Origin of the sequence: Rhizobium favelukesii (assembly GCF_000577275.2) — a bacterium.
In the GTDB taxonomy this organism is placed as follows: domain Bacteria; phylum Pseudomonadota; class Alphaproteobacteria; order Rhizobiales; family Rhizobiaceae; genus Rhizobium; species Rhizobium favelukesii.
This window is the reverse complement of record NZ_HG916852.1, coordinates 4,027,260-4,047,300: the sequence shown is the minus strand read 5'-3', so window position 1 is coordinate 4,047,300 and position 20,041 is coordinate 4,027,260. Positions and strand designations below refer to the sequence as shown.

Below are 20,041 nucleotides of genomic sequence, written 5' to 3'. Positions count from 1 at the left end.
AAGACGGGTCGGATTGAGCGGGCGCGAAAGGATCTTAGCCCTCCAATTCCTCCCGCAGCATCTCGAGTTCCAGCCATTCCTCTTCCATTTTCGTCAGGCTGTCCCGGAGCTTCTCCATCTCCGCTGCCAGACGGTTGAATGTGGTGGGGTCCTTGGTGAACAGGCCGGAGTCCGTCATCCGCTCCTCCCGTTTTGCGATCTCGGCTTCGGCCTTGGCCATTTCCTTCGGGAGATTTTCGAGCGCGAACTTCTGCTTGAAGGACAGCTTAGCCCTTCCTTTCGCCGTCTCGGCCGGGGCAGTTGCTTCCTGCGGTTTCGATCGTTGCGCCGCCTTCTCGGCCTTCCTTCGCTCGTCGGCGATGCCCTTTCGTTGCGCGAGCATGTCCGAATAGCCGCCCGCATATTCGATCCAACGTCCATCAGGCGCATCCGGGACCGCCGGAGCGATCGTCGACGTTACCGTGCGGTCGAGAAAGTCGCGGTCGTGGCTGACGAGGATGACGGTGCCGGGGAAGCCTGCAACGATTTCCTGCAGCAGATCCAGCGTCTCGATATCTAGATCGTTGGTCGGCTCGTCGAGGATAAATAGGTTTGCCGGACGCGACATGATCCGCGCCAGCATCAGTCGCGCGCGCTCGCCACCGGATAGATTCCTGATCGGCGTACGCGTCTGTTCAGGCTGGAACAGGAACTCCTTCATGTAGCCGGTCACGTGCCTCTGTTCACCGTTGACAATCAGATTCTCGCCGCGGCCATCTGTCAGGTAGTGGGCGAGCGTTTCGTCGGGATCGAGGTCTTCGCGCTTCTGATCCAGGGTCGCGATTTCCAGATTGGTCCCGAGTTTTATCGTGCCGCTGTCCGGCGCGAGTTGTCCGGTCAGCATCTTCAGGAGCGTCGTCTTGCCGGCGCCGTTCGGGCCGACGAGACCGATGCAATCCCCGCGATGCACGCGGATGGAGAAGGGTGCGACAATGGGCCTATCCCCGAAGGTCTTCGTGATCTTGTCGGCCTCGATAACGAGTTTGCCGGATTCCTGCGCGTCGGAAACCGTGGCCTGCACGGTCCCTTGCGGGCCTTTGTGGCCGCGATATTGCGTGCGCATGGTCTGCAGTTCGCCGAGGCGGCGCATGTTGCGCTTTCGCCGTGCGGTGACACCGTAACGCAGCCAGTGCTCTTCGCGCTCGATTGCCTTGCCGAGCTTGTGCTGTTCAAGTTCTTCCGCTTCCAGCACCTGGTCACGCCAGGCTTCGAAATGGGCGAAGCCCTTGTCGAGCCGCCGCGAGGTGCCGCGGTCCAGCCAGACGGTCGCCGTCGAAACCTTCTCGAGGAAGCGCCGGTCGTGGGAGATCAGGACGAGCGCACTGCGGCTCTTCTGCAGTTCGCTTTCCAGCCATTCGATGGTCGGCAGGTCGAGATGGTTGGTCGGCTCGTCGAGGAGCAGGATATCGGGCTCGGGCGCCAGGACACGTGCCAGGGCGGCGCGGCGCGCCTCGCCTCCTGAGAGGTTGTTGGGATCCTCGTCGCCGGTGAGCCCGAGGTGCGAGAGGAGATAGGTAACACGATAGTGGTCGTCGCCAGGACCAAGCCCCGCTTCGGCATAGGCCTGGACGGTCTTGTAGCCTGCGAAATCAGGGGCCTGTTCGAGGTAGCGCACCGTTGACGACGGGTGGCGGAAGACCTCGCCCGACTGCGCTTCGACGATGCCGGCGGCGATTTTGAGAAGCGTCGACTTTCCAGAGCCGTTGCGGCCGACGAGACAGATCTTGTCTCCAGGCTCCACCTGCAGGGCGGCGCCGGCAAGCAATGGGGTGCCGCCGAAGCTGAGAAAGACGTCATCGAGTTTCAGAATGGGGGGCGCCAAAGATCAGACTCCGGAAAGGTCATAGGGGCGGGCGAGCACAATGGCCCGACCGCTCTCGAGCGAAAAGCGCACCTTGCCCTTCGCGACATTGGAAATGGTGCGCGACGAGCCGAAGGGCAAATGGAAATCGGCCAGCGGGTAGCGCGCGTTCTCGATCGTCAGGCCGCGAAGTTCGCTGAAACCGGGAACCGAAAAGAGACTGTCAGGGGGCAGGTCCAACTCGATTGCACCGGCAACCAGTGGCACAGCCTCCTCCCGGCCCGACGTCAGAAGCATGTCATAGCCCTGTTCTGCAAGACTGACGGCATAGAGCAGGTGCTGGATGGCATGGTCGGAACGCTCACCCGCGAGGGCGCCTGCCAAAATAAGTCGTTTCGCCCCACGTGCGATCGCTTCGGAGACGGCGATCTCACCATCGGTGGAAGCCTTTGCTGCGGGGTAGGGTTGTCTCGGCACAGCCGGAAAGGCGCCCGCAAGATCAACCGGCGTCGAGTCGAAATCACCGACCCAGAGCTCCGGAACGACGCCGAGCGCAGCCGCATGACGCATTCCCCCGTCGGCCGCAATGAAACGGCTGTCCGAGATGGCGTCGCGCAGACGATCGGTTACCTGCAACTCGCCGCCAAGCAGAATGGTGTAGGTGGATTGGCTCATGCGCATTGCCCATAGCGCAAAGCGGGGGGGAAGGGAAAGGGCCGCCGTTCAGGCTTCGTCGACGATATCCTTGATGCGCGCTTGAAAAACGTCCTCGTAGCCGGAAATGAACTTCTCGAACAGCTCCCCGAACGCCTCGATCTCTTCCGGTTTCCAGTCTTTGACCACTTCGGAAACGAACGTGAGCTTCTGCGCGCGTATCTCCGACAACAGCCTCTGTCCGAGTGGGGTCATCACCACAATGATCCGTCGCGCGTCGGTCTGTGATGCCTTTCGCCGCAGAATATTGCGTCCGACCATATCCGCGACGATGCGGCTTGCGCGCGACGGATCGATCCGCATCATCTCGGCGATCGTCCCGACTGTTACTTCACCGGTCTCCTGAGCGCGCCGCACAGCGTCCAGTACGTCAAGGTGCGATAGCTCAAGACCGGGAGCCACACTCTGGATGGCGAGCCGCCCGATCAGTCGGCGCCCGGTCATGAGGCGCATGCGTGTCATGCTTTGACCGATGCGCAGAATGCCCGGTTCGTTGGTGGCGGGGTCCGTGTTGGTGAGGTTTATCAAGCTCTCGTTCATTCCGGAAATATAGCATGTCATATGTCGATTGAGAATATGCCGAGGTCAATCAAGTGACATTGACAAATATATGCTAATAGCACATGAGTTGTCTCAACATCCATTCGGAACGACGCTTCATGAACACTCAAATTGCCGCGGCGCCGCTTGTGACAGATCATCGTCGGCGGTTCATCCTCTTCCTTTTCCTGATGGCAGCCATGTTCATGGCGACGCTCGACAACCAGATCGTTGCAACGGCCCTGCCGACGATCGTCGGCGAGTTCGGTCATCTCGAGCGGTTTGGCTGGATCGGCTCGGCCTATCTTCTCGCTGTGAGCGCAGTGATGCCGCTTTACGGCAAGCTTGGTGATCTCTTCGGCCGCAAGTATGTGATGATGGCCGCGATCATGATCTTCACGGTCGGCTCCGCCGTCTGCGGACTGGCTATATCCATGAACACGCTGATTGCGGCCCGCGTGCTGCAGGGGCTTGGCGGGGGTGGGATCATGGTATCGATCTTTGCGGTCAACGCAGATTTGTTTGAGCCCCGCGAACGCGCGCGTTACCAGAGCTATTCGAGCCTTGTGTTGATGGCGTCCGGCGCTATCGGACCGGTGCTCGGTGGTGCGATGAGCGATCTCTTCGGTTGGCGCTCGATCTTCCTCGTCAACGTTCCGATCGGTTTTGTTGTCCTTGTCGGTCTGGCTGTGATGCTGCCTTACCGAAAGCCGAATCGTCGTCCGAGGATCGATTATGCCGGCGCTCTGCTGCTCGCCTTGACGACCGCAAGCATCGTGCTGGCCGCCGATGGCGCTCAGCTCTTCGGTTCGCTGGTGGCACCGCAGAACCTCGCCATGGTGGTGCTCGGCGTCGCTGCAGTAATCGGATGGGTTTTCGTCGAGCGTCGCGCCGCCGAACCGATTGTTCCTCTGTCGCTGTTCCGCAATTCCACGTTCAGCCTGTTGCTTGTGATGTCGATCATGAGCGGCGCGATCGGCATTGGCATGGTCAATTATTTTGCGCTGTTCCTGCAGACGACGACCGGCCTTTCACCGTCGGCAGCCGGAGCGTTCTTTATTCTCCTGACCGGCGGCATCGTTTGCGGGTCGCTCTCGGCCGGGCGCATCATCTCCATCACCGGGCGCTACAAGCCGTTTGCAATAGCAAGCTTGACCTGCAGTGCCATCGCATTCGTGCTGCTCACTCAGGTTCATGCAGGAACGCCGGTCTTGCTTATCGGGGCGGTGATGGCGCTGCACGGCTTTGGTGTGGGCCTCGCACAACAGGTGCCCGTCGTTGGCGTTCAGAATGCGGCGCCCGCTCGCGACGTCGGCGCGGCGACCGGGTCGGTAACGCTCTCGCGCATGGGCGGCGCATCGATCGCCATCTCCATTTATGGCGCGATCGTTGGCTCACAGCTCGGCAAGACGGGACTTTCCATTCCCGGCGTGACCGATATCGAGCAGCTGACGCCGAAGATGCTGGCAGCTTTGCCGGAGGTTGCGCGTCAGGCTGTGGCCGAAGCCTATGCCAATGCCTTCATTCCGCTTTTCATGGCTTCCTGCGCGATCGCTCTCATCGGCCTTTGTGCCGCCTTGATGCTGAAGCCGACGCAGTTGCCTCGCGTGGCCGAGGTACGGCCGGCTGCCAGTGCCGAGGCAGCGGAGTAAATGCCGGTGGCGGACTGAGGCCGCCACTTGCAAGAGACCAAGCGTGGCGATACATCTTCAAACGCTCTAACGGGGTGCCTCGTGCCATTCGGTGCGCGGCTGAGAGGCTGAAAGCCAACCCGCGGAACCTGATCCGGCTAACACCGGCGGAGGGATTAGACGCGTGACATCTGGCACCGCCCTTTTCCCCTTCAAGCAAACCAGAGGAGAGGTGCCATGTTCGAACACATATTGACGAGCCGTTCGCTGCTTGCTGCGGCCTTTGTCGCGTCTGTCGGCCTTGCCGGCGTAAGCGCGCAGGCAGCGGACAAGACACTCACCGTCTACACCTACGAGAGCTTCACATCCGAATGGGGACCGGGGCCGAAGGTCAAGGAAGCATTCGAGAAGACCTGCGGCTGCAGCGTCAATTTCGTCAGCGTGGCCGATGGCGTGGCGCTGTTGTCGCGTCTCAAGCTCGAAGGCGCCACTACGAAGGCAGACGTCGTGCTCGGCCTGGACACGAACCTGACTACGGAAGCGAAAGCAACCGGCCTGTTCGAGGCAAGTGGTGTCGATGTCACCGCGCTTGAGGTGCCGGGCGACTACAGGGACGACGTGTTCGTGCCTTATGATTATGGCCACTTCGCCGTCGTCTACGACACGCAGACAATCAAGAACCCACCGCAAAGCATGAAGGAGCTGGTCGAAGGCGACCCTTCGCAGAAGATAGTCATAGAGGATCCGCGCACCTCGACGCCCGGGCTCGGGCTCTTGCTGTGGGTAAAGTCTGTTTATGGCGACAAGTCGCCCGAAGCTTGGGCAAAACTCAAGAAGCGCGTGCTGACGGTAACTCCCGGCTGGTCTGAGGCCTATGGGCTGTTCACCAAGGGCGAGGCACCCATGGTGCTCTCCTACACGACCTCGCCCGCCTACCATATGGTCACGGAAAATACGGACCGCTATCAGGCTGCGGCATTTTCAGAGGGCCATTACATACAGATCGAAGTGGCCGGCCTGCTGAAGAATGCGCACGACAAGGAGCTTGCGCGCGATTTCCTGAAATTCATGGTGACGCCGGGCTTCCAGGATACCATCCCGACCAACAACTGGATGATGCCGGTTTCGGCGACATCGCAACCGCTGCCCGACGCATTCGGCAAGCTTGTGAGCCCCTCAAAGACCTTCTTGATGAGCTCGGATGAAGTCGCCGAGAACCGCAAGGCCTGGATCGACGAGTGGTTGGCCGCCATGAGCATGAACTGATGCTTTTGACAAAGGCTGAGATACGGCAGGTGATACTGGGCGGGGCCGTGAGCCTCGTCGGCATCGCCGGTTTCGTGGGCCTTGCAACCTTTGCCTTGCTTCTTTCGAGCGGAACTTCGTCCATTCTGACGGCGGTGTTCGAACCCTACATTTTGCGGGTCCTGCGGTTCACCTTGCTGCAGGCTCTGCTTTCGACACTCCTGTCCGTCGTTTTTGCCATTCCAGTCGCACAGGCCCTAGCACGTCAGCGGCATTTCCCCGGCCGTATTTGGATCATTCGCCTCATGGCTGTGCCGATGGGGCTTCCTGTTCTGATCGGAGCGCTCGGATTGATCGGAATCTGGGGGCGGCTGGGGATACTGAACTCGTTGTTGCTCGAGCTCGGCATGGCGGAACCGATCAGCATCTACGGGCTTTCCGGGATCTTGCTGGCGCATGTGTTCTTTAACATGCCGCTTGCGTGCCGCTTGATGCTGGCGGCGCTGGAGCGTGTGCCAGCGGAATATTGGCTGATGGCGAGTGGTCTCGGCATGCGGCCCGGTTCGATTTTCCGCTTCATCGAATGGCCGGTTCTGCGCTCGGTCATTCCTGGTATCGCGGGCCTGATCTTCATGCTGTGCGCCACGAGCTTCACGCTCGTGCTGACATTGGGTGGCGGGCCTGCGGCAACGACGGTCGAGGTTGCCATCTATCAATCGCTTCGCTTTGATTTCGACCCGGGCAGGGCCGTCGCTCTCTCCCTGCTCCAGATCGTCCTGACCGCTGTAATTCTTGGCGGCCTGTCGCTTCTTCCCGCTCCGGAGGACGAAGGTATGACGGCAGGTAAGGCCGTCAGGCGTCCGGATGGCCAACTGCTGACAGCGCGGCTTGCAGATGGCAGCGTCGTGATGCTCGCCGCGCTGTTTCTGGGGCTACCATTGATGTCCGTCGTCCTGGCGGGACTTCGGTCCGATCTGATGAAGCTCCTGAGCGAACGCATTTTCTGGCAGTCGGCTGCGACCAGCCTTGCCATTTCGATCTCCGCAGCGGTTCTCGCTTTGCTGATCTCGATGACACTGGTGAGCGCGCGCCGCGCAGTACTTCTCCGAGGTTCAGCGGCCCCCGGCGCGAGAGCATTTTTTGCTGCCACGGGTGGCGCGTCGTCGCTGGTGTTGCTGGTGCCGCCGATCGTCCTTGCGACGGGATGGTTTCTTGCACTGACAAATTTCGGCGACGTGAGCGTGTTCGCTCCGCTGCTGATTGTCGCGATCAACGCGTTGATGTCCCTGCCCTTTGTGATGCGCGTCCTCGAGCCGGCTTTCATCGTTCACAAGCGCCGGACGCAGAAACTCGCGGCAAGCCTTGGTGTCACCGGCTGGGCGCGGCTGCGCCTGGTCGACATGCCGGCGCTGTTCAAGCCGATGCTCACGGCATTTTCGTTCGCGATGGCATTGTCGCTCGGCGATCTGGGCGCCGTTGCGCTGTTCGGCTCGGATAGCTTCGTCACACTGCCTTGGCTCGTCTATAGCCGCATGGGGAGCTACCGGACCAACGATGCGGATGGGCTGGCATTGATCCTTGGCCTCGTCTGCCTGCTGCTCACGATCGCCGGGACCATGGGGCCTGCGCGGCGCGAGGGGGCTTTCCATGCCTGATCCGCAGTTCTCGATCGAGATGCGCGATGTCAGTCTCCAACTTGGGAGGCAAGACTTTCATTTCGATTGCCGGCTTCCCGCCGGCGCCGTGATTGCCGTGACGGGCGCGTCCGGGGCCGGCAAGTCGACCTTTCTGAATCTGCTCGCCGGCTTCGATGTGCCCGCCCGAGGGCGAATTCTGATCACGGGAAAGGACGTCACCGACGAGTACCCGGCGAGACGAGCCGTCTCTCTCGTATTTCAGGACAACAACCTGTTCGCGCATCTCGATATTTTCACCAATATCGGCCTTGGTATCAACCCGGCGATGAAACTCACGGCCGCCGATCGCCGATCGATCACGTCTGCGCTTGAAAAGGTGGGGCTTGCCGGTTTCGAACGGCGAATGCCGGGTACGCTATCCGGCGGCGAGCGGCAGCGGGCCGCCTTTGCGCGCGCGCTTGTTCGCAACCGTCCAGTGCTGCTGCTGGACGAGCCCTTCGCGGCGCTCGACCCCTCTTTGCGAAACGGAATGGCGGCGCTGCTGCTCGATATGCATCGCGAGACCGGCAATACCGTCGTCGTCGTGTCGCATGATCCGGACGAGGTCAAACGCATCGCAGATTTCGGCCTCTTCATCGAGGGCGGCAGGATTGTCGTGGCGGCTCCGATTGGTAAGTTTTTGGGTTGCGACGATCATCCTGGATTGACGCAATTTCTCCGCAGTTGACGAATTTGACAGTCACAACGGCACTTTCGCCATAATTTGGGGCGACCGAGGAAACTCCAAGAAGCACGTTAGGCTTGCTAAAATACAACGGCGCCACATTTAGTCAGAACCTCGCTATGCAACCGATGCGGAAATCAGTTACAGCAAAGCCTTGTGTCCCCGATTGTGCAGTGCAAGAACGGGGACGGACGCCTGTTGAATCACCATGAGACCGACCGGGTCGCGCAAGCGGGCCGGCCGACAAGCAAGATGACTTGGAGAGCCAGACTGGACAGCATGACGACGTGGAAATTGCCCGCGCCTTCCAGTGATGTGCTCTCTGCAGCGTGCCGTCTGGTCCGACGGACCTTGTTCATCTGTGCCACAAGCATGGCGCTATACGGCTGCCAGTCTATTCTCGAGCAATCCTATCAGCCAAGCGTTGCACCGTCCTCCAATCCGCAGATCGTCGATGAGGTGCAGAAGAACGATCCGCGCGCTGCCATGGGTGCTCGCGAGCATCCGCGCATCGTTGCAAGCTATGGTGGCGAGTACAAGGACCCAAAGACCGAGCGCCTGGTTGCCCGTATCGCAGGCGCGTTGACGGCCGTCTCCGAGAATCCGAGCCAGTCCTACCGCATCACCATCTTGAATTCGCCAGCTATCAACGCCTTTGCACTGCCGGGCGGCTATCTCTATGTAACGCGCGGCCTGCTGGCACTTGCCAACGACGCATCCGAGGTCGCTGCCGTTCTCTCGCATGAGATGGGCCACGTCACGGCAAACCATGGCATCGAACGGCAGAAGCGTGAGGAAGCGGAAGTGATCGCCAGCCGCGTCGTTGCCGAGGTGCTGTCCAGCGACATTGCCGGAAAGCAGGCTCTGGCTCGCGGCAAGCTCCGATTGGCCGCTTTCTCGCGCCAGCAGGAGCTGCAGGCAGACGTCATTGGCGTTCGTATGCTCGGAGAAGCGGGCTACGATCCCTATGCGGCGGCGCGGTTCCTGGATTCGATGGCCGCTTACAGCCGCTTCATGTCGGTCGATCCCGAGGCCGACCAGAGCCTCGACTTCCTGTCCAGCCATCCGAACTCGGCGCAGCGCATCGAGCTGGCGCGCGACCATGCGCGCGCCTTTGGCCAGGAAGGCAAGGTTGGCGACAAGGGCAGGGACTATTATCTCGACGGGATCGACGGCCTGCTCTACGGCGACAGCCCGGAGGAGGGCTATGTCCGCGGCCAGACTTTCCTGCATGGCGGGCTCGGTATCCGCTTCGACGTACCACCTGATTTCAAGATCGACAACAAGGTCGAGGCGGTCATGGCAACCGGCCCGGGCGATGTCGCGATCCGCTTCGATGGCGTCGCCGACAATCAAAACCAGAGCCTGACCAACTATATCTCCAGCGGCTGGGTTACCGGTCTCGACCCCTCCACCATCCAGCAGATCACGGTCAATGGGATGGAGGCGGCAACGGCGCGCGCGAGCGCAGATCGTTGGGATTTCGACGTCACCGTCATCCGCAACAATTCGCAGATCTTCCGGTTCCTGACGGCGGTGCCGAAGGGGAGCCCGACGCTGCAGCAGACAGCCAATGTGTTGCGGGCAAGCTTCCGCCGAATGACGCCGGAAGAGACGGCTTCGCTGAAGCCTCTGCGTATAAGGGTCGTCAAAGTCCGGCCGGGCGAAAACATCACGACGCTTGCTGCGCGGATGATGGGTACGGATCGAAAGCTCGATCTCTTCAAGCTTATCAACGCTTTGCCGACCGGCGCCTCCGTTTCTCCTGGTGACCGCGTCAAGATCATCGCCGAATAAGAAGAGGCCCGGTTTTCACCGGGCTAGTTGCGTCACTGGGGGAGTAAGCTCTCTTAGGCCGATGCGGCCATATAAGGGTCAGCGCTGACGAGTGCGCTGCGGAGTTTTTCCATCGCCCGGCTTTCGATCTGCCGGACGCGCTCCTTGGAAATACCGAGGTCGGCGCCGAGTTCCTCAAGCGTAGCGCCGTCTTCGGCAAGTCTTCGAGCGCTAATGATCTTCATTTCCCGCTCATTGAGATGCTTCAAGGCGGAAGCGAGCCAGTTGCGTCGGCGTTCGCCATCGATCATGTTCGATACCTGCTCGTCAGGGAGAGGATCATCGCTGACGAGGAAGTCCATCTTCTCGGCGCTGTCGGCATCGCCTGAAACCGAGGGCGCTTGAAGCGAGGCGTCGTTGCTTGAAAGCCGTGCATCCATCGTCTGGACGTCGGAGAGGCTGACGCCGAGAGCGGCGGCGATCTCCTGGTGGATGGATTGGAGAGTAAGCTGAGTGTCACCCCTAGCGAGCTTGGCGCGCAAACGACGAAGATTGAAGAACAGGGCCTTCTGAGCAGAGCTCGTACCGCCGCGAACAATCGACCAATTGCGAAGGATGTAATCCTGGATGGAGGCGCGGATCCACCAACTTGCATAGGTGGAGAAGCGGACATCACGCTCGGGCTCGAAGCGTGCTGCGGCTTCCAACAGACCGACGTAGCCCTCCTGCACAAGGTCGCTCATCGGTAGGCCGAAATTGCGAAATTTTCCCGCCATTGAGATGACGAGACGCATGTGGGCCATGGCTATCTGATTGCGGGCGCCACGGTCATCATTGTTTTTCCAGCGGATTGCAAGATCGTGTTCCTCTTCGCGAGCAAGGTAGGGAGCCGCCATGGCGATTTTAATCATGCGCCGGTCTGCTGACATGTTCTTCATATCGGTCTCCTGAATTCAGGCGTCACGCCAAAAAAAGGGCAAAGAATGCTTGCTTCCGGACATTGCTGCCCAGACCAAATTCATGTCTTGAACGTATAAAGGCCCCGAACTCTGGACGTTTCCAGATGGGACCCTAGCTTAGGGTTATGCGCCGGTAATACGGCCGGGTAGGACCAGTTTCTTCAAGTTGCCGGATAGGCAGAACGTGGAAGGCATGATCCGCTCCTCATCGAACGTTTACAGGAATGCGAGCGTTCGAGGGTGATGTCAGTTCCCGACGCGGTCCGCAGCTACACCCTTAAAACGCACCAGGACGGAAAAAGTTCCAATAAAAAACCCGGCGCGAGGCCGGGTTTTTTGCAAGAAAAACAAGGAGCTTATGCAGCCTCGTCCTGAGATTCGTCTTCCTCGATTGCCTTGCCGCGCTTCGGGCCTTTGTTGAGGTTCGTCTCTACGAGACGGACGGCTTCCGTTTCCGACATCTTGTTCACGGCAGCGATCTCGCGTGCCATGCGATCAAGTGCAGCCTCGTAAAGCTGGCGTTCGGAATAGGACTGTTCCGGCTGGTTCTCGGCGCGATAGAGATCGCGGACAACTTCAGCGATGGAGATGAGGTCGCCGGAATTGATCTTGGCATCATATTCCTGGGCGCGTCGGGACCACATGGTGCGCTTGACGCGCGCCTTGCCCTGCACAACCTTCAATGCACGCTCGACGAAATCGGTTTCGGAGAGCTTACGCATGCCGATGCTCATGGCCTTGCCGACCGGCACTTTCAGGCGCATCTTGTCCTTCTCGAAATCGATAACGAAAAGTTCAAGCTTCATGCCTGCTACTTCTTGCTCTTCGATGGCGCTGATGGTACCGACGCCATGTGCGGGGTATACGATCGATTCACCGGTCTTGAAGCCGTGACGTGCGGAAGAAGGTTTTTTCTGCTGGGTCGTCATTCTATTCAAAAACTCCCTGTTACGCTTCCGGCTGCAGCCGGAGCCGGGTCAGTCAGGCCCGGATGAGACGGTCAGATCCGTCGGGTGACTTACTTCTGGTCCTACCGGACAAAAACGGACATATCCATGCACACAAGCTTGGAACCTCACGGCTCAAGGCGTTGATATGTCACGGAAACCGCGTTTGTGGATTTGTTTTGCTTTCGTGGTGGCTCGGGCATGCTTCATGCCGCAAATGGATCAGTTTCAAAAAGCTATCACAAAAATATGAGGAAATCAATAATTTACTGCGCCTGAGTCATGCGCGCAACACATGCCACCCATATGCCGGCGGCACGCTTCAGGCCTTTTTCAGCCAACTGAACACGGTTTCAGGCTCAAGCTCCGAACCAGATGGGATCAGTCGCCTGATCCGGGCTTTTCCGAGAAATACTTCTCGAACTTGCCGCTTTCGCCGTCCAATTCTTTTGCCTCAGGCATAGCATCTTTCTTGACCGTGATGTTCGGCCAGACGCTGGCATACTCGGCATTGATCCTGAGCCACTTGTCGAGGCCAGGCTCCGTATCCGGCTTGATCGCCTCGGCGGGACATTCCGGTTCGCAAACGCCACAGTCGATGCACTCGTCGGGGTGAATGACGAGGAAGTTTTCGCCTTCATAGAAGCAGTCGACAGGGCAGACTTCCACGCAGTCGGTATATTTGCAGCGAATGCAATTGTCGGTCACGACATAGGTCATGAAGAACTCCAGGACTTCCATACAATGGGGCCGGGCAACCTGGAACGTCGCGCCTTTCCCCTAACCGGAGAGGAAGCGTTGACAGGCTTGGGAGGCAGTCACGCTATCCGGCAAGTTGACTGTGACGTATCGGCTTTGCCTGCGGATTTCAAGAATAAAGAAATCGCAAAACCCGGCAGTTTGGACAGAGTTTTCTAATCCTCGTCCGAGATCAGCCTGTCGATTGCACGGCGATCCTTCTTCGTGGGCCTGCCCGTGCCGGTCGCACGGATCGCCTGTTCGTAAGGCGTCAAGCGCTTTGCCTCATCGGGTGGCGGCGTAAGGTCCTCATAGAGCAGCCGGGCTTCCTCGTACGGGCCACGTCGCTCACCTCCCGACTTGACGATGAGGACAACGTCGCGCCGCTCCAGTGCGAGCTCGACTTTGTCGCCTGCTTTGATCGTTTGGCTCGGTTGGAGCGCGCGCTCGCCATTGATCCGTACATGCCCGGATTGAATGTGGCTTTGTGCCAGCGAGCGCGATTTCACCATACGTGTGAAGAACAGCCATTTGTCGATGCGCTGTCGCGAACCGCTTCCTGGCTGTGTCTCCCCGCCCATCTGCTTACTTCTTCATCTGCTCCTTCAAGGCAGCGAGCTTGGCGAAAGGAGAATCCGGATCGATCGGCTTCTCCTTGCGCGGTGGCTTTGCCTCGAAGCGCAACGGCTGCGGGCCGCCGCGGTTGTTGCGATCCTTGCGATCGCCCCGGTCCTGACGGTCGCCACGCTGTTCGTTGCGGTCGCCGCGTCCCTGCTGTGGCTTGCCGCCATCCTTGCCATGATGCTGGCGGTTGCCGTCGCGGCCCTCTCCACCTTCACCACCTTGGCGACGATGACCAGGTCCACGGTCCTGGCCGCGATTGTTGCCGCCGCGCCGTTCGCCGGGGCTGCGAGCCTGACGCTGATTGTCCGTACGGCCACCGAGCCGCCAGAGAAGAACCGGCTTCGGCTCCTCGGCCTCTTCCGCAGTAGCGGCGACGGGCTGTTCGGCGGTCACTGCTTCGGCAGCGGGGACTTCCGAGGCGGGCTCCTCCGATGTGCTGTCGGCATCGTCATGATCCGCTTTCTCGGCATTCTCCTCGGATGCAGTTTCGGTCGCCGGTTCCGCCGAGGCGTCCTGAGCCGACAAATAGGCTGCCGCCTCTTCTGCCTTCACGGCATCGGCACGATAGCCGAGCCCCTTCAGGATCTCTTCCATGTCCTCGAGGGTGGCGCCAAGGATCGAAAGCATGGCGGTTGTCGTGGTGAAGCGACGGCCGTCATATGCGCCTTCCGGGCGATTGGCCTGGCCGGGCTTCCATTGAAGCAGCGGGCGAATGATATCCGCCAGGCGCTCCAGGATATCGATACGAACTGCGCGTTTGCCAAGGAACCGGAAGCCGGCCAGCTTGTAGAACGTGCGCTCGAAACCCGGATCGGTCACGACCGAAGTGCGGCCCGCAGCAAGCACAGGAATGAGATCGCCATACCCGGGCTTGTCGAGACCGTCATTCTTCAGCGCCCAGAGGAGGGTGATGAGCTCCGCCGGCGCGGGCTTCAGAAGAGCGGGAACGAAGATATGGTAGGCGCCGAAGCGAACGCCATAGCGGCGCATGGAGGCGCGCGCATCCTGATCCAGGGACTTTACCTCTTCGGTTACGTCGCGCCGGAACAGAACACCGAGGTTCTCGACGAGCTGAAACGCCAGGCCCTTCGCCAGGCCCTGCAGATCCTCTGCGCGGGACAGATCGTCAAGCGGCTTCAGAACCGTGCTGATATGATGATTCACAAAGCGCTCGACCCGAGCGGCCACGTGGTCGCGCGCATTGCCGGTCAATTGCTCGTCGGCGAGAATAATGACGCGCGGGCGCATCACATGATCGCTGCCCGCCAGACGTGCCACCGGATCGCCCAACCAGCGGATCGAACCGTCGGAGCCGATCGCGAGATCGCCATTGCCGGCCGCATGGAGGCGAGCAGCACGTGCCTCGAATTCCAGAGCGAGCGCCTTTTGCGAAGCAGACTGAACAGCCTTAGCGTCCGGTCCATCCGCTCCCGAAATGGGCGTGAACCGGAATCCCGACAGTTGCCCCACATGATGTCCTTCAACGAAGACATCGCCATTTACACTGATTTCAGCTTCCAGCATCGCATTCTCTCTCAGGCGCTTCATGAGCACAGATGTCCTGCGATCAACAAAGCGTTTCGTCAACCTTTCATGTAACGCATCGGACAATCGATCTTCGATTTCCCGCGTCTTTTCCTGCCAGTGTGTCGGATCGGCAAGCCAATTGGGCCGATTCGACACATAGGTCCAAGTCCTTATCTGCGCGATTCGCGCCGAAAGCGTGTCAATTTCACCGTCTGTTCGATCCGCACGATGTACCTGCTCGGCAAGGAAGTCCTCGTTTACCGTGCCATAGCGCACGAGATCGGAAAAGAGGGTGGAGATGAGATCGGCGTGTTGGGCCGGGGCAATGCGCCGGTAGTCCGGCAGCGCGCACGCCTCCCACAACTTCTCGACCCGCGCCGGATTGTCAGCAAGGTCAATGATTTCCGGGTAACGCGACAGGTGTTCCAGCGCTTGCTGGTCGACGGCGGGCAGAGCGCGTGTCAGGCCGGAAACGGTAGGGCCGGTTTCAAGGCTCGCCCGCAGCGCATGAATGGAAGCGAAATCGAGGTTCTTTGTGCGCCACTGCAGCACTTTTACATTGTCGAACTCATGACCTTCGATGCGTTCGACCAATTCCTCATCAAAAGGATCCACTTGGCCGGTGACGCCAAATGTTCCGTCGCGAACATGGCGGCCTGCGCGACCGGCAATCTGCCCGAGTTCGGCAGGGTTGAGGTTGCGGAACTGATAGCCGTCGAATTTGCGATCCTGCGCGAAGGCGACATGATCGACATCGAGATTGAGACCCATGCCGATCGCATCCGTCGCGACCAGATATTCCACATCCCCGGCCTGATAAAGCGCCACCTGCGCATTGCGGGTGCGCGGACTGAGGGCTCCAAGAACCACGGCCGCCCCGCCACGCTGTCTGCGGATCAACTCAGCGATCGCATAGACTTCGTCCGCAGAGAAAGCGACAATTGCCGAGCGCTGCGGCAGGCGGGTGGTCTTCTTCTGTCCAGCGTAGAACAGGTGAGAAAGCCGGGGTCGCTCGACCACGGTGATTCCGGGGAGAAGTTGTTGCAGAATTGGGCGCATCGTGCCGGCGCCGAGCAACAGCGTTTCGTCGCGGCCACGCAGATGCAGGATACGGTCCGTGAAGATGTGCCCGCGCTCCAGATCGCCGGCAAGCTGAACTTCATCGATGGCGACGAAAGCTGCCTTGGTCTCGCGCGGCATTGCCTCGACGGTACAGACCGAAAAGCGGGCGTTGGGAGGCGATATCTTCTCCTCGCCCGTTACCAGCGCAACATTCTGGATTCCGACCTTTTCGGCGACGCGTGTGTAGACCTCGCGTGCCAGCAGCCGCAACGGCAGCCCGATCACGCCGGTGCCGTGGGCAACCATGCGCTCGATGGCATAATGCGTCTTGCCGGTATTTGTTGGCCCGAGCACCGCGGTTACTCCGCGCCCACTCAGTATCATCGGCTGCGATGTCAGTGTCATGGTCCTGGCAGATGAGGCGGGGGTGCCCCAGATCAAGTCAGCTCCTCTCCGAAGCACACAACACATGGACAGCCGTTGTCTCAAACGCAAGGGCTGATTTGAATTTACTCCGCGGTTTTCTATTGCGCGAATAGCTTGCAGATTGCTCGTTTTCCGATTCGGAACAGCTTGAGAACGAATCGGAGACGAATCGCTGACTCCGGCTGATTCAGTGTTTGTTCACGGCTAAGTATTGATTTTGAATCGCTTTTTACCACAAGATGCTGAATCGTGAAATTCGCGTCATACGCGTGGGCGGGTTGGATTCGGCTTGTTAACCGCTTTTACCGGAAATTGCCGGGCGACTTCTGGCTGAGGCTTTTCGCGTTGGTGTTGCGTTACGCGGAGAGACCGAAAATCAGGCTTGATCGGGTGGTTTTACCGTCAAAGCGGAAGATTTGATACGTATGGAACAAAAATCAGTGATGCGTGTTTCTCGTCCATTCCGAGTGCAATGAGGTCGAGGACTTGAACCATGCTTGGCACGATCCTTCTCATCATCCTTATTCTGCTTTTGATCGGCGCCTTACCAAATTGGGGTTATAGCCGTGGATGGGGCTATGGACCTTCCGGCGGTTTGGGACTAGTTCTCGTTATTATTATTATCCTTGTGCTAATGGGTCGCATCTAAGCGACGAAAAAATTGGGAGTTATCTCATGATGAAAAAGCTTGTTCTTATACCAACATGCATTGATCAAAACCGATGCGCCCACTCGCGCAGTCCAATGGACATTATCTTCCAGGGTTGCGCGACGAGTTTGTTCCAGGCGGCACAGCAGTGAGCGACGATGTCCTCGTAGTCTGTGAAGATGCGGTTCGACAGCCAGTTGTCCCTCATAAACTGCCAGACGTTTTCGACAGGGTTCAATTCAGGCGAACGCGGCGGCAAGAACAGCAATGTGATGTTGTCAGGGACGCTGAGCTTCGGCGTGACGTGCCATCCGGCTTGATCGAGGATGAGGACCGCGTGAGCGCCGTCATCGACTGCCTGGCTGATTTCCAGCAGATGTTGATTCATGGCGTCGGTATCGCAATAGGGCAATACGAGGCCCGCGCCCTTACCTTTCTTGGGGCAGATGGCACCGAAGATGTACGCCCACATCGTCCGTTGATCCAGCGGCGCTGAAGGTCGGGTGCCACGGCGAGCCCATCGGCGGGTGATCTTGTTTTTCTGACCTATGCGCGCCTCGTCGGCCCACCAGAGTTCGATCTCGGTATTCTTCGGGAGGCTGCTTCTGATGGCTGCCAATGCGGCAGGGAACTCTTTTTAAAAGCGTCCACTTCGGGTTCATTCTGGGCGTAGTGGCGCGGCCGGGCAGACAGCTTGGCAAAGCCGAGAGCCTTCAATTCGCGACCAACCGTGGTCTCGTCCATCGAGATCCGGAATTCCTGGAAGATCCATTGGACCAGATCCTTGCGCCGCCACCGAACGACACCGTGGATAGCCGGGATCGGACCACGCTCTACAATCTTGGCCAAGGCCTGGCGCTGATCATCATTCAGCTTGGGCCGATTGCCGGGAGCCTTGCCGTTGAGGAGCCCGGCCGACCCGTGCTCATTGAAACGAACGACCCAGTCGCGAACAATCTGCAAGGTCACGCCCCCGATCCGGGCCGCATCTGTACGCGAGCCGCCGTCATAAATTTCCGCCAACGCCAGAAGCCGCCGCGCTTGAGCGGCATCCTTGGTCCCTTTCGCGAACTGCCGCAGAGCAGGACCATCAAAATCATCGCGCAATGCAATCGCCGAACCCATTGCAAACCTCCCGTTTGCCCCATGGATTCAGATTTTCACCGATTCGGGAATCCCAAGTGAGTCGCACTCTGCGCTCGCTGGTATTATTGGCGCGCTTGTTGGCGCGCTTGCTTCTTGCACGGCGACTGAACAAGGCACCGCGATCGGTGCAGGCAGCGGCGCCATTATTGGTGGTGCTGTTAGCCACAGCTGGGGCGGCGCAGCAATCGGTGCCGTAGCCGGTGGTCTCGCTGGCGCATTGATCGGCCAGTCCGTTGAGCGTCGTGGCTACTGCGTCTACAGGGACCGATACGGCCGCCGCTACGAAGCACGTTGCCCGCGCTACTAGGGCGGGGCCGACTGAGGTAGCTTGCGACCTAACTTCGTTACCTTAAGAAAAAAGCGCCGACCTGATCGGTAATGCAGTTCACTTAGGTTTGCTTACGGCTCTTATCGGGTATCTGGCAGGCAGTTTTTTGACGACACGGGGGCATGATCGCCCCCGTTTTTCTGTCAGCAGCAAGTCTGCCAATCTGTTTCTCAATCTGGTGAGGTGGGCGGGGATTTTGCCGGGTGCTTCGATCGCCATCCATCCCCATTCGTGACGCAGGTAATGCAGGGCTGTGATAAAGCTTAGTCGGGTTGGCTCGACTTGGGCTTCGGTCGCGACCTCTGCCATTTCGAGCCGCACCAGATTGTAGGCCAGCAACGCGCCCCAGACCTCCTGATAGACAGTCTCCGGCGTGCCGCTTCGCAGGGTCAGTTCGCTACCGAGAAGCTCCTGCTTGAGTTCGCGATAACTTGTCTCGATGCGCCATCGCTCTTCATACTGATGGACGATTTCGCTTGCCGGATAAGTTTGTCTGTCCATCAGCGATGTCAACAATATGCGCTTTTTGCCATGGCTGGTGGTCGTCTCGATGGCCCTGACCTCCCAGAAGGCCGGCAAGTCCGGTTCTGCCTGCCGCGCCTGGGGCGAGACCTTCATGCGCACCCGATAATCGGTGGGGTGCGGATCCAGTCGTTCCCATGTGCTGTTGGCTTTGGCCGGAATCAGCCAGTGACGCTCATGTCCCTTCGTCTGCAATTGCAAGAGAAGGCTGGCACTGAAGAAGCCCTTGTCGAAGACCGTCAGCGAATGGTCCGGAACCCGGTCGAGCAGGCTTTTGGCATAGAGCATCTCGTTTGTGCCATAGGCTCCGAACACCGCATCACGCACCAGATGCGTCGCCAGCGCCGTCAGCGTCAGCAGCCGCAATTGCGGATAGCTTGCGACAACGCCAGACGCGTAGGCCTGCGCTCCAAAATGCGCCCGGTTCTCCGGGCTGTCGGACGTCCGCAGCGTGCTGCCGTCCACGGCATAACGACAAAGACCCCGCCAGGCACGCCCGGATTGGTGGCGTTCATCCCAGCATGATGCACTCATTGCAAACAACTGCGCCAACGGTGCCTGACCCAAGCGCTGCCGTGCCTGTGTCAACGCGCTCTTGGCAATATCCGCGTTGACCTCATCGGGCAAAACCAGATCAAGATGGGCCACCACCTCCGGGATTGACTGATGACGATAAAGGGCCAACGCAATCACCAGCCAGACGACCTGCTCGGCTGGCAGCTTGCGCTTGCGGATGCTCGCCTTGCCTGTCGTGGCGAGAGCCTGAGCGATCCAGTCCGGGTCGATCGCCTGCGAAAGAGCCGATAATTCGGCCGAATGTCCAAGGGTGCGTGACATCACAAACAAAAACAGGATGGGAAAACGAATCCCCATCCCGAACCATCAAACTTGCCCGCAGCTCACTAAGTGAACTGCATTACGACCTGATCGGCGCTTTTTGTTTGAACGGCAGTCGCGATATGACCGTAACTGCTGACAAGAAAAAGGCCGCGTCGTTTCCGATGCG

At 59.4% G+C, this 20,041-nt stretch carries 17 protein-coding genes and 1 riboswitch; of the genes, 7 read left to right on the top strand and 10 right to left on the bottom strand.

Features of this window, described 5'->3' with window-relative positions:
• Positions 1-34: 34 nt before the first annotated feature.
• Genes LPU83_RS58505 through LPU83_RS58495 form a run of 3 tightly spaced genes read right to left on the bottom strand, consistent with a single transcriptional unit; the run spans position 35 to position 3,094 of the window.
• Complete coding sequence (locus LPU83_RS58505) at positions 35-1,861, bottom strand: ABC-F family ATP-binding cassette domain-containing protein (protein ID WP_024313333.1); 1,827 nt, start codon at positions 1,859-1,861, stop codon at positions 35-37.
• A gap of 3 nt (positions 1,862-1,864) precedes the next feature.
• Positions 1,865-2,515 (bottom strand): thiamine diphosphokinase, encoded by a 651-nt coding sequence (locus tag LPU83_RS58500; protein ID WP_024313334.1) that lies wholly within the window; start codon positions 2,513-2,515, stop codon positions 1,865-1,867.
• A gap of 48 nt (positions 2,516-2,563) precedes the next feature.
• Entirely contained in the window at positions 2,564-3,094 is a 531-nt protein-coding gene (locus LPU83_RS58495) for a MarR family winged helix-turn-helix transcriptional regulator (protein ID WP_024313335.1), read from the bottom strand.
• 119 nt (positions 3,095-3,213) lie between these two features.
• Between LPU83_RS58495 and LPU83_RS58490 the strand changes: the two genes are divergently transcribed.
• The 5 genes from LPU83_RS58490 to LPU83_RS58470 all read left to right on the top strand — a co-directional run bounded on the left by LPU83_RS58490 (position 3,214) and on the right by LPU83_RS58470 (position 10,128).
• The gene (locus tag LPU83_RS58490) at positions 3,214-4,746 is read left to right on the top strand and encodes an MDR family MFS transporter (RefSeq protein ID WP_024313336.1); all 1,533 of its coding nucleotides are present in this window, start codon (positions 3,214-3,216) and stop codon (positions 4,744-4,746) included.
• 60 nt (positions 4,747-4,806) lie between these two features.
• Positions 4,807-4,918: riboswitch (TPP riboswitch) on the top strand.
• A 44-nt stretch (positions 4,919-4,962) separates the two neighbouring features.
• Positions 4,963-5,991 carry a thiamine ABC transporter substrate binding subunit gene (thiB, locus tag LPU83_RS58485; protein WP_029709898.1) on the top strand — a complete coding sequence of 343 codons (1,029 nt, stop codon included), beginning with the start codon at positions 4,963-4,965 and terminating at the stop codon, positions 5,989-5,991.
• Positions 5,991-7,625, top strand: a complete 1,635-nt coding sequence (thiP, locus tag LPU83_RS58480) for a thiamine/thiamine pyrophosphate ABC transporter permease ThiP (protein ID WP_024313338.1) — start codon at positions 5,991-5,993, stop codon at positions 7,623-7,625. Before thiB ends, thiP begins: the two co-directional genes overlap by 1 nt.
• A complete protein-coding gene (locus LPU83_RS58475) occupies positions 7,618-8,334 on the top strand; it encodes a thiamine ABC transporter ATP-binding protein (RefSeq protein WP_024313339.1) in 717 nt (238 codons plus the stop codon). The genes thiP and LPU83_RS58475 overlap by 8 nt, the downstream gene beginning before the upstream one ends.
• 249 nt (positions 8,335-8,583) lie before the next feature.
• The gene (locus LPU83_RS58470; protein ID WP_024313340.1) at positions 8,584-10,128 is read left to right on the top strand and encodes a M48 family metalloprotease; all 1,545 of its coding nucleotides are present in this window, start codon (positions 8,584-8,586) and stop codon (positions 10,126-10,128) included.
• Between the two features lie 53 nt (positions 10,129-10,181).
• Here the strand turns inward: LPU83_RS58470 and LPU83_RS58465 are convergent, their stop codons facing one another.
• From LPU83_RS58465 to LPU83_RS58445, 5 genes are all read right to left on the bottom strand, one after another.
• Positions 10,182-11,045, bottom strand: a complete 864-nt coding sequence (locus tag LPU83_RS58465; protein WP_018855886.1) for an RNA polymerase factor sigma-32 — start codon at positions 11,043-11,045, stop codon at positions 10,182-10,184.
• 377 nt (positions 11,046-11,422) lie between these two features.
• On the bottom strand, positions 11,423-11,995 hold the full coding sequence (locus LPU83_RS58460; RefSeq protein ID WP_024313341.1) for a CarD family transcriptional regulator: 573 nt from the start codon (positions 11,993-11,995) through the stop codon (positions 11,423-11,425).
• A gap of 399 nt (positions 11,996-12,394) precedes the next feature.
• Positions 12,395-12,733 (bottom strand): ferredoxin FdxA, encoded by a 339-nt coding sequence (gene fdxA, locus LPU83_RS58455; protein ID WP_024313342.1) that lies wholly within the window; start codon positions 12,731-12,733, stop codon positions 12,395-12,397.
• Positions 12,734-12,927: 194 nt separating this feature from the next.
• Entirely contained in the window at positions 12,928-13,332 is a 405-nt protein-coding gene (locus LPU83_RS58450; RefSeq protein WP_024313343.1) for an RNA-binding S4 domain-containing protein, read from the bottom strand.
• 4 nt (positions 13,333-13,336) lie between these two features.
• Entirely contained in the window at positions 13,337-16,369 is a 3,033-nt protein-coding gene (locus LPU83_RS58445) for a helicase-related protein (RefSeq protein ID WP_024313344.1), read from the bottom strand.
• 514 nt (positions 16,370-16,883) lie between these two features.
• Here LPU83_RS58445 and LPU83_RS58440 point away from each other — a divergent pair.
• On the top strand, positions 16,884-17,039 hold the full coding sequence (locus LPU83_RS58440) for a DUF3309 family protein (RefSeq protein WP_017962528.1): 156 nt from the start codon (positions 16,884-16,886) through the stop codon (positions 17,037-17,039).
• Positions 17,040-17,103: 64 nt separating this feature from the next.
• On the opposite strand, the gene LPU83_RS58435 is transcribed toward LPU83_RS58440, so the two are convergent.
• A protein-coding gene (locus LPU83_RS58435) for an IS630 family transposase (protein WP_112334090.1) occupies positions 17,104-18,164 on the bottom strand; the annotation gives its coding sequence in 2 pieces (ribosomal slippage) (positions 17,104-17,672 and positions 17,672-18,164; 1,062 coding nt in all).
• Between the two features lie 82 nt (positions 18,165-18,246).
• On the opposite strand from LPU83_RS58435, the gene LPU83_RS58430 reads away from it, so the two are divergent.
• Positions 18,247-18,492: a YMGG-like glycine zipper-containing protein gene (locus LPU83_RS58430; RefSeq protein WP_082321268.1), complete on the top strand. Its 246-nt coding sequence runs from the start codon at positions 18,247-18,249 to the stop codon at positions 18,490-18,492.
• 78 nt (positions 18,493-18,570) lie between these two features.
• Here the strand turns inward: LPU83_RS58430 and LPU83_RS58425 are convergent, their stop codons facing one another.
• Entirely contained in the window at positions 18,571-19,908 is a 1,338-nt protein-coding gene (locus LPU83_RS58425; RefSeq protein WP_197901934.1) for an IS4 family transposase, read from the bottom strand.
• Positions 19,909-20,041: the final 133 nt, after the last annotated feature.

What these genes read in the sequence shown, in the direction of transcription:
- LPU83_RS58500 (WP_024313334.1), bottom strand. Translation starts at nt 2,515, where the DNA reads ATGAGCCAATCCACCTACACCATTCTGCTTGGCGGCGAGTTGCAGGTA.
- LPU83_RS58495 (WP_024313335.1), bottom strand. Translation starts at nt 3,094, where the DNA reads ATGAACGAGAGCTTGATAAACCTCACCAACACGGACCCCGCCACCAAC.
- LPU83_RS58490 (WP_024313336.1), top strand. Translation starts at nt 3,214, where the DNA reads ATGAACACTCAAATTGCCGCGGCGCCGCTTGTGACAGATCATCGTCGG.
- thiB (WP_029709898.1), top strand. Translation starts at nt 4,963, where the DNA reads ATGTTCGAACACATATTGACGAGCCGTTCGCTGCTTGCTGCGGCCTTT.
- thiP (WP_024313338.1), top strand. Translation starts at nt 5,991, where the DNA reads ATGCTTTTGACAAAGGCTGAGATACGGCAGGTGATACTGGGCGGGGCC.
- LPU83_RS58475 (WP_024313339.1), top strand. Translation starts at nt 7,618, where the DNA reads ATGCCTGATCCGCAGTTCTCGATCGAGATGCGCGATGTCAGTCTCCAA.
- LPU83_RS58470 (WP_024313340.1), top strand. Translation starts at nt 8,584, where the DNA reads ATGACTTGGAGAGCCAGACTGGACAGCATGACGACGTGGAAATTGCCC.
- LPU83_RS58465 (WP_018855886.1), bottom strand. Translation starts at nt 11,045, where the DNA reads ATGAAGAACATGTCAGCAGACCGGCGCATGATTAAAATCGCCATGGCG.
- LPU83_RS58460 (WP_024313341.1), bottom strand. Translation starts at nt 11,995, where the DNA reads ATGACGACCCAGCAGAAAAAACCTTCTTCCGCACGTCACGGCTTCAAG.
- fdxA (WP_024313342.1), bottom strand. Translation starts at nt 12,733, where the DNA reads ATGACCTATGTCGTGACCGACAATTGCATTCGCTGCAAATATACCGAC.
- LPU83_RS58450 (WP_024313343.1), bottom strand. Translation starts at nt 13,332, where the DNA reads ATGGGCGGGGAGACACAGCCAGGAAGCGGTTCGCGACAGCGCATCGAC.
- LPU83_RS58445 (WP_024313344.1), bottom strand. Translation starts at nt 16,369, where the DNA reads ATGACACTGACATCGCAGCCGATGATACTGAGTGGGCGCGGAGTAACC.
- LPU83_RS58440 (WP_017962528.1), top strand. Translation starts at nt 16,884, where the DNA reads ATGCTTGGCACGATCCTTCTCATCATCCTTATTCTGCTTTTGATCGGC.
- LPU83_RS58425 (WP_197901934.1), bottom strand. Translation starts at nt 19,908, where the DNA reads ATGGGGATTCGTTTTCCCATCCTGTTTTTGTTTGTGATGTCACGCACC.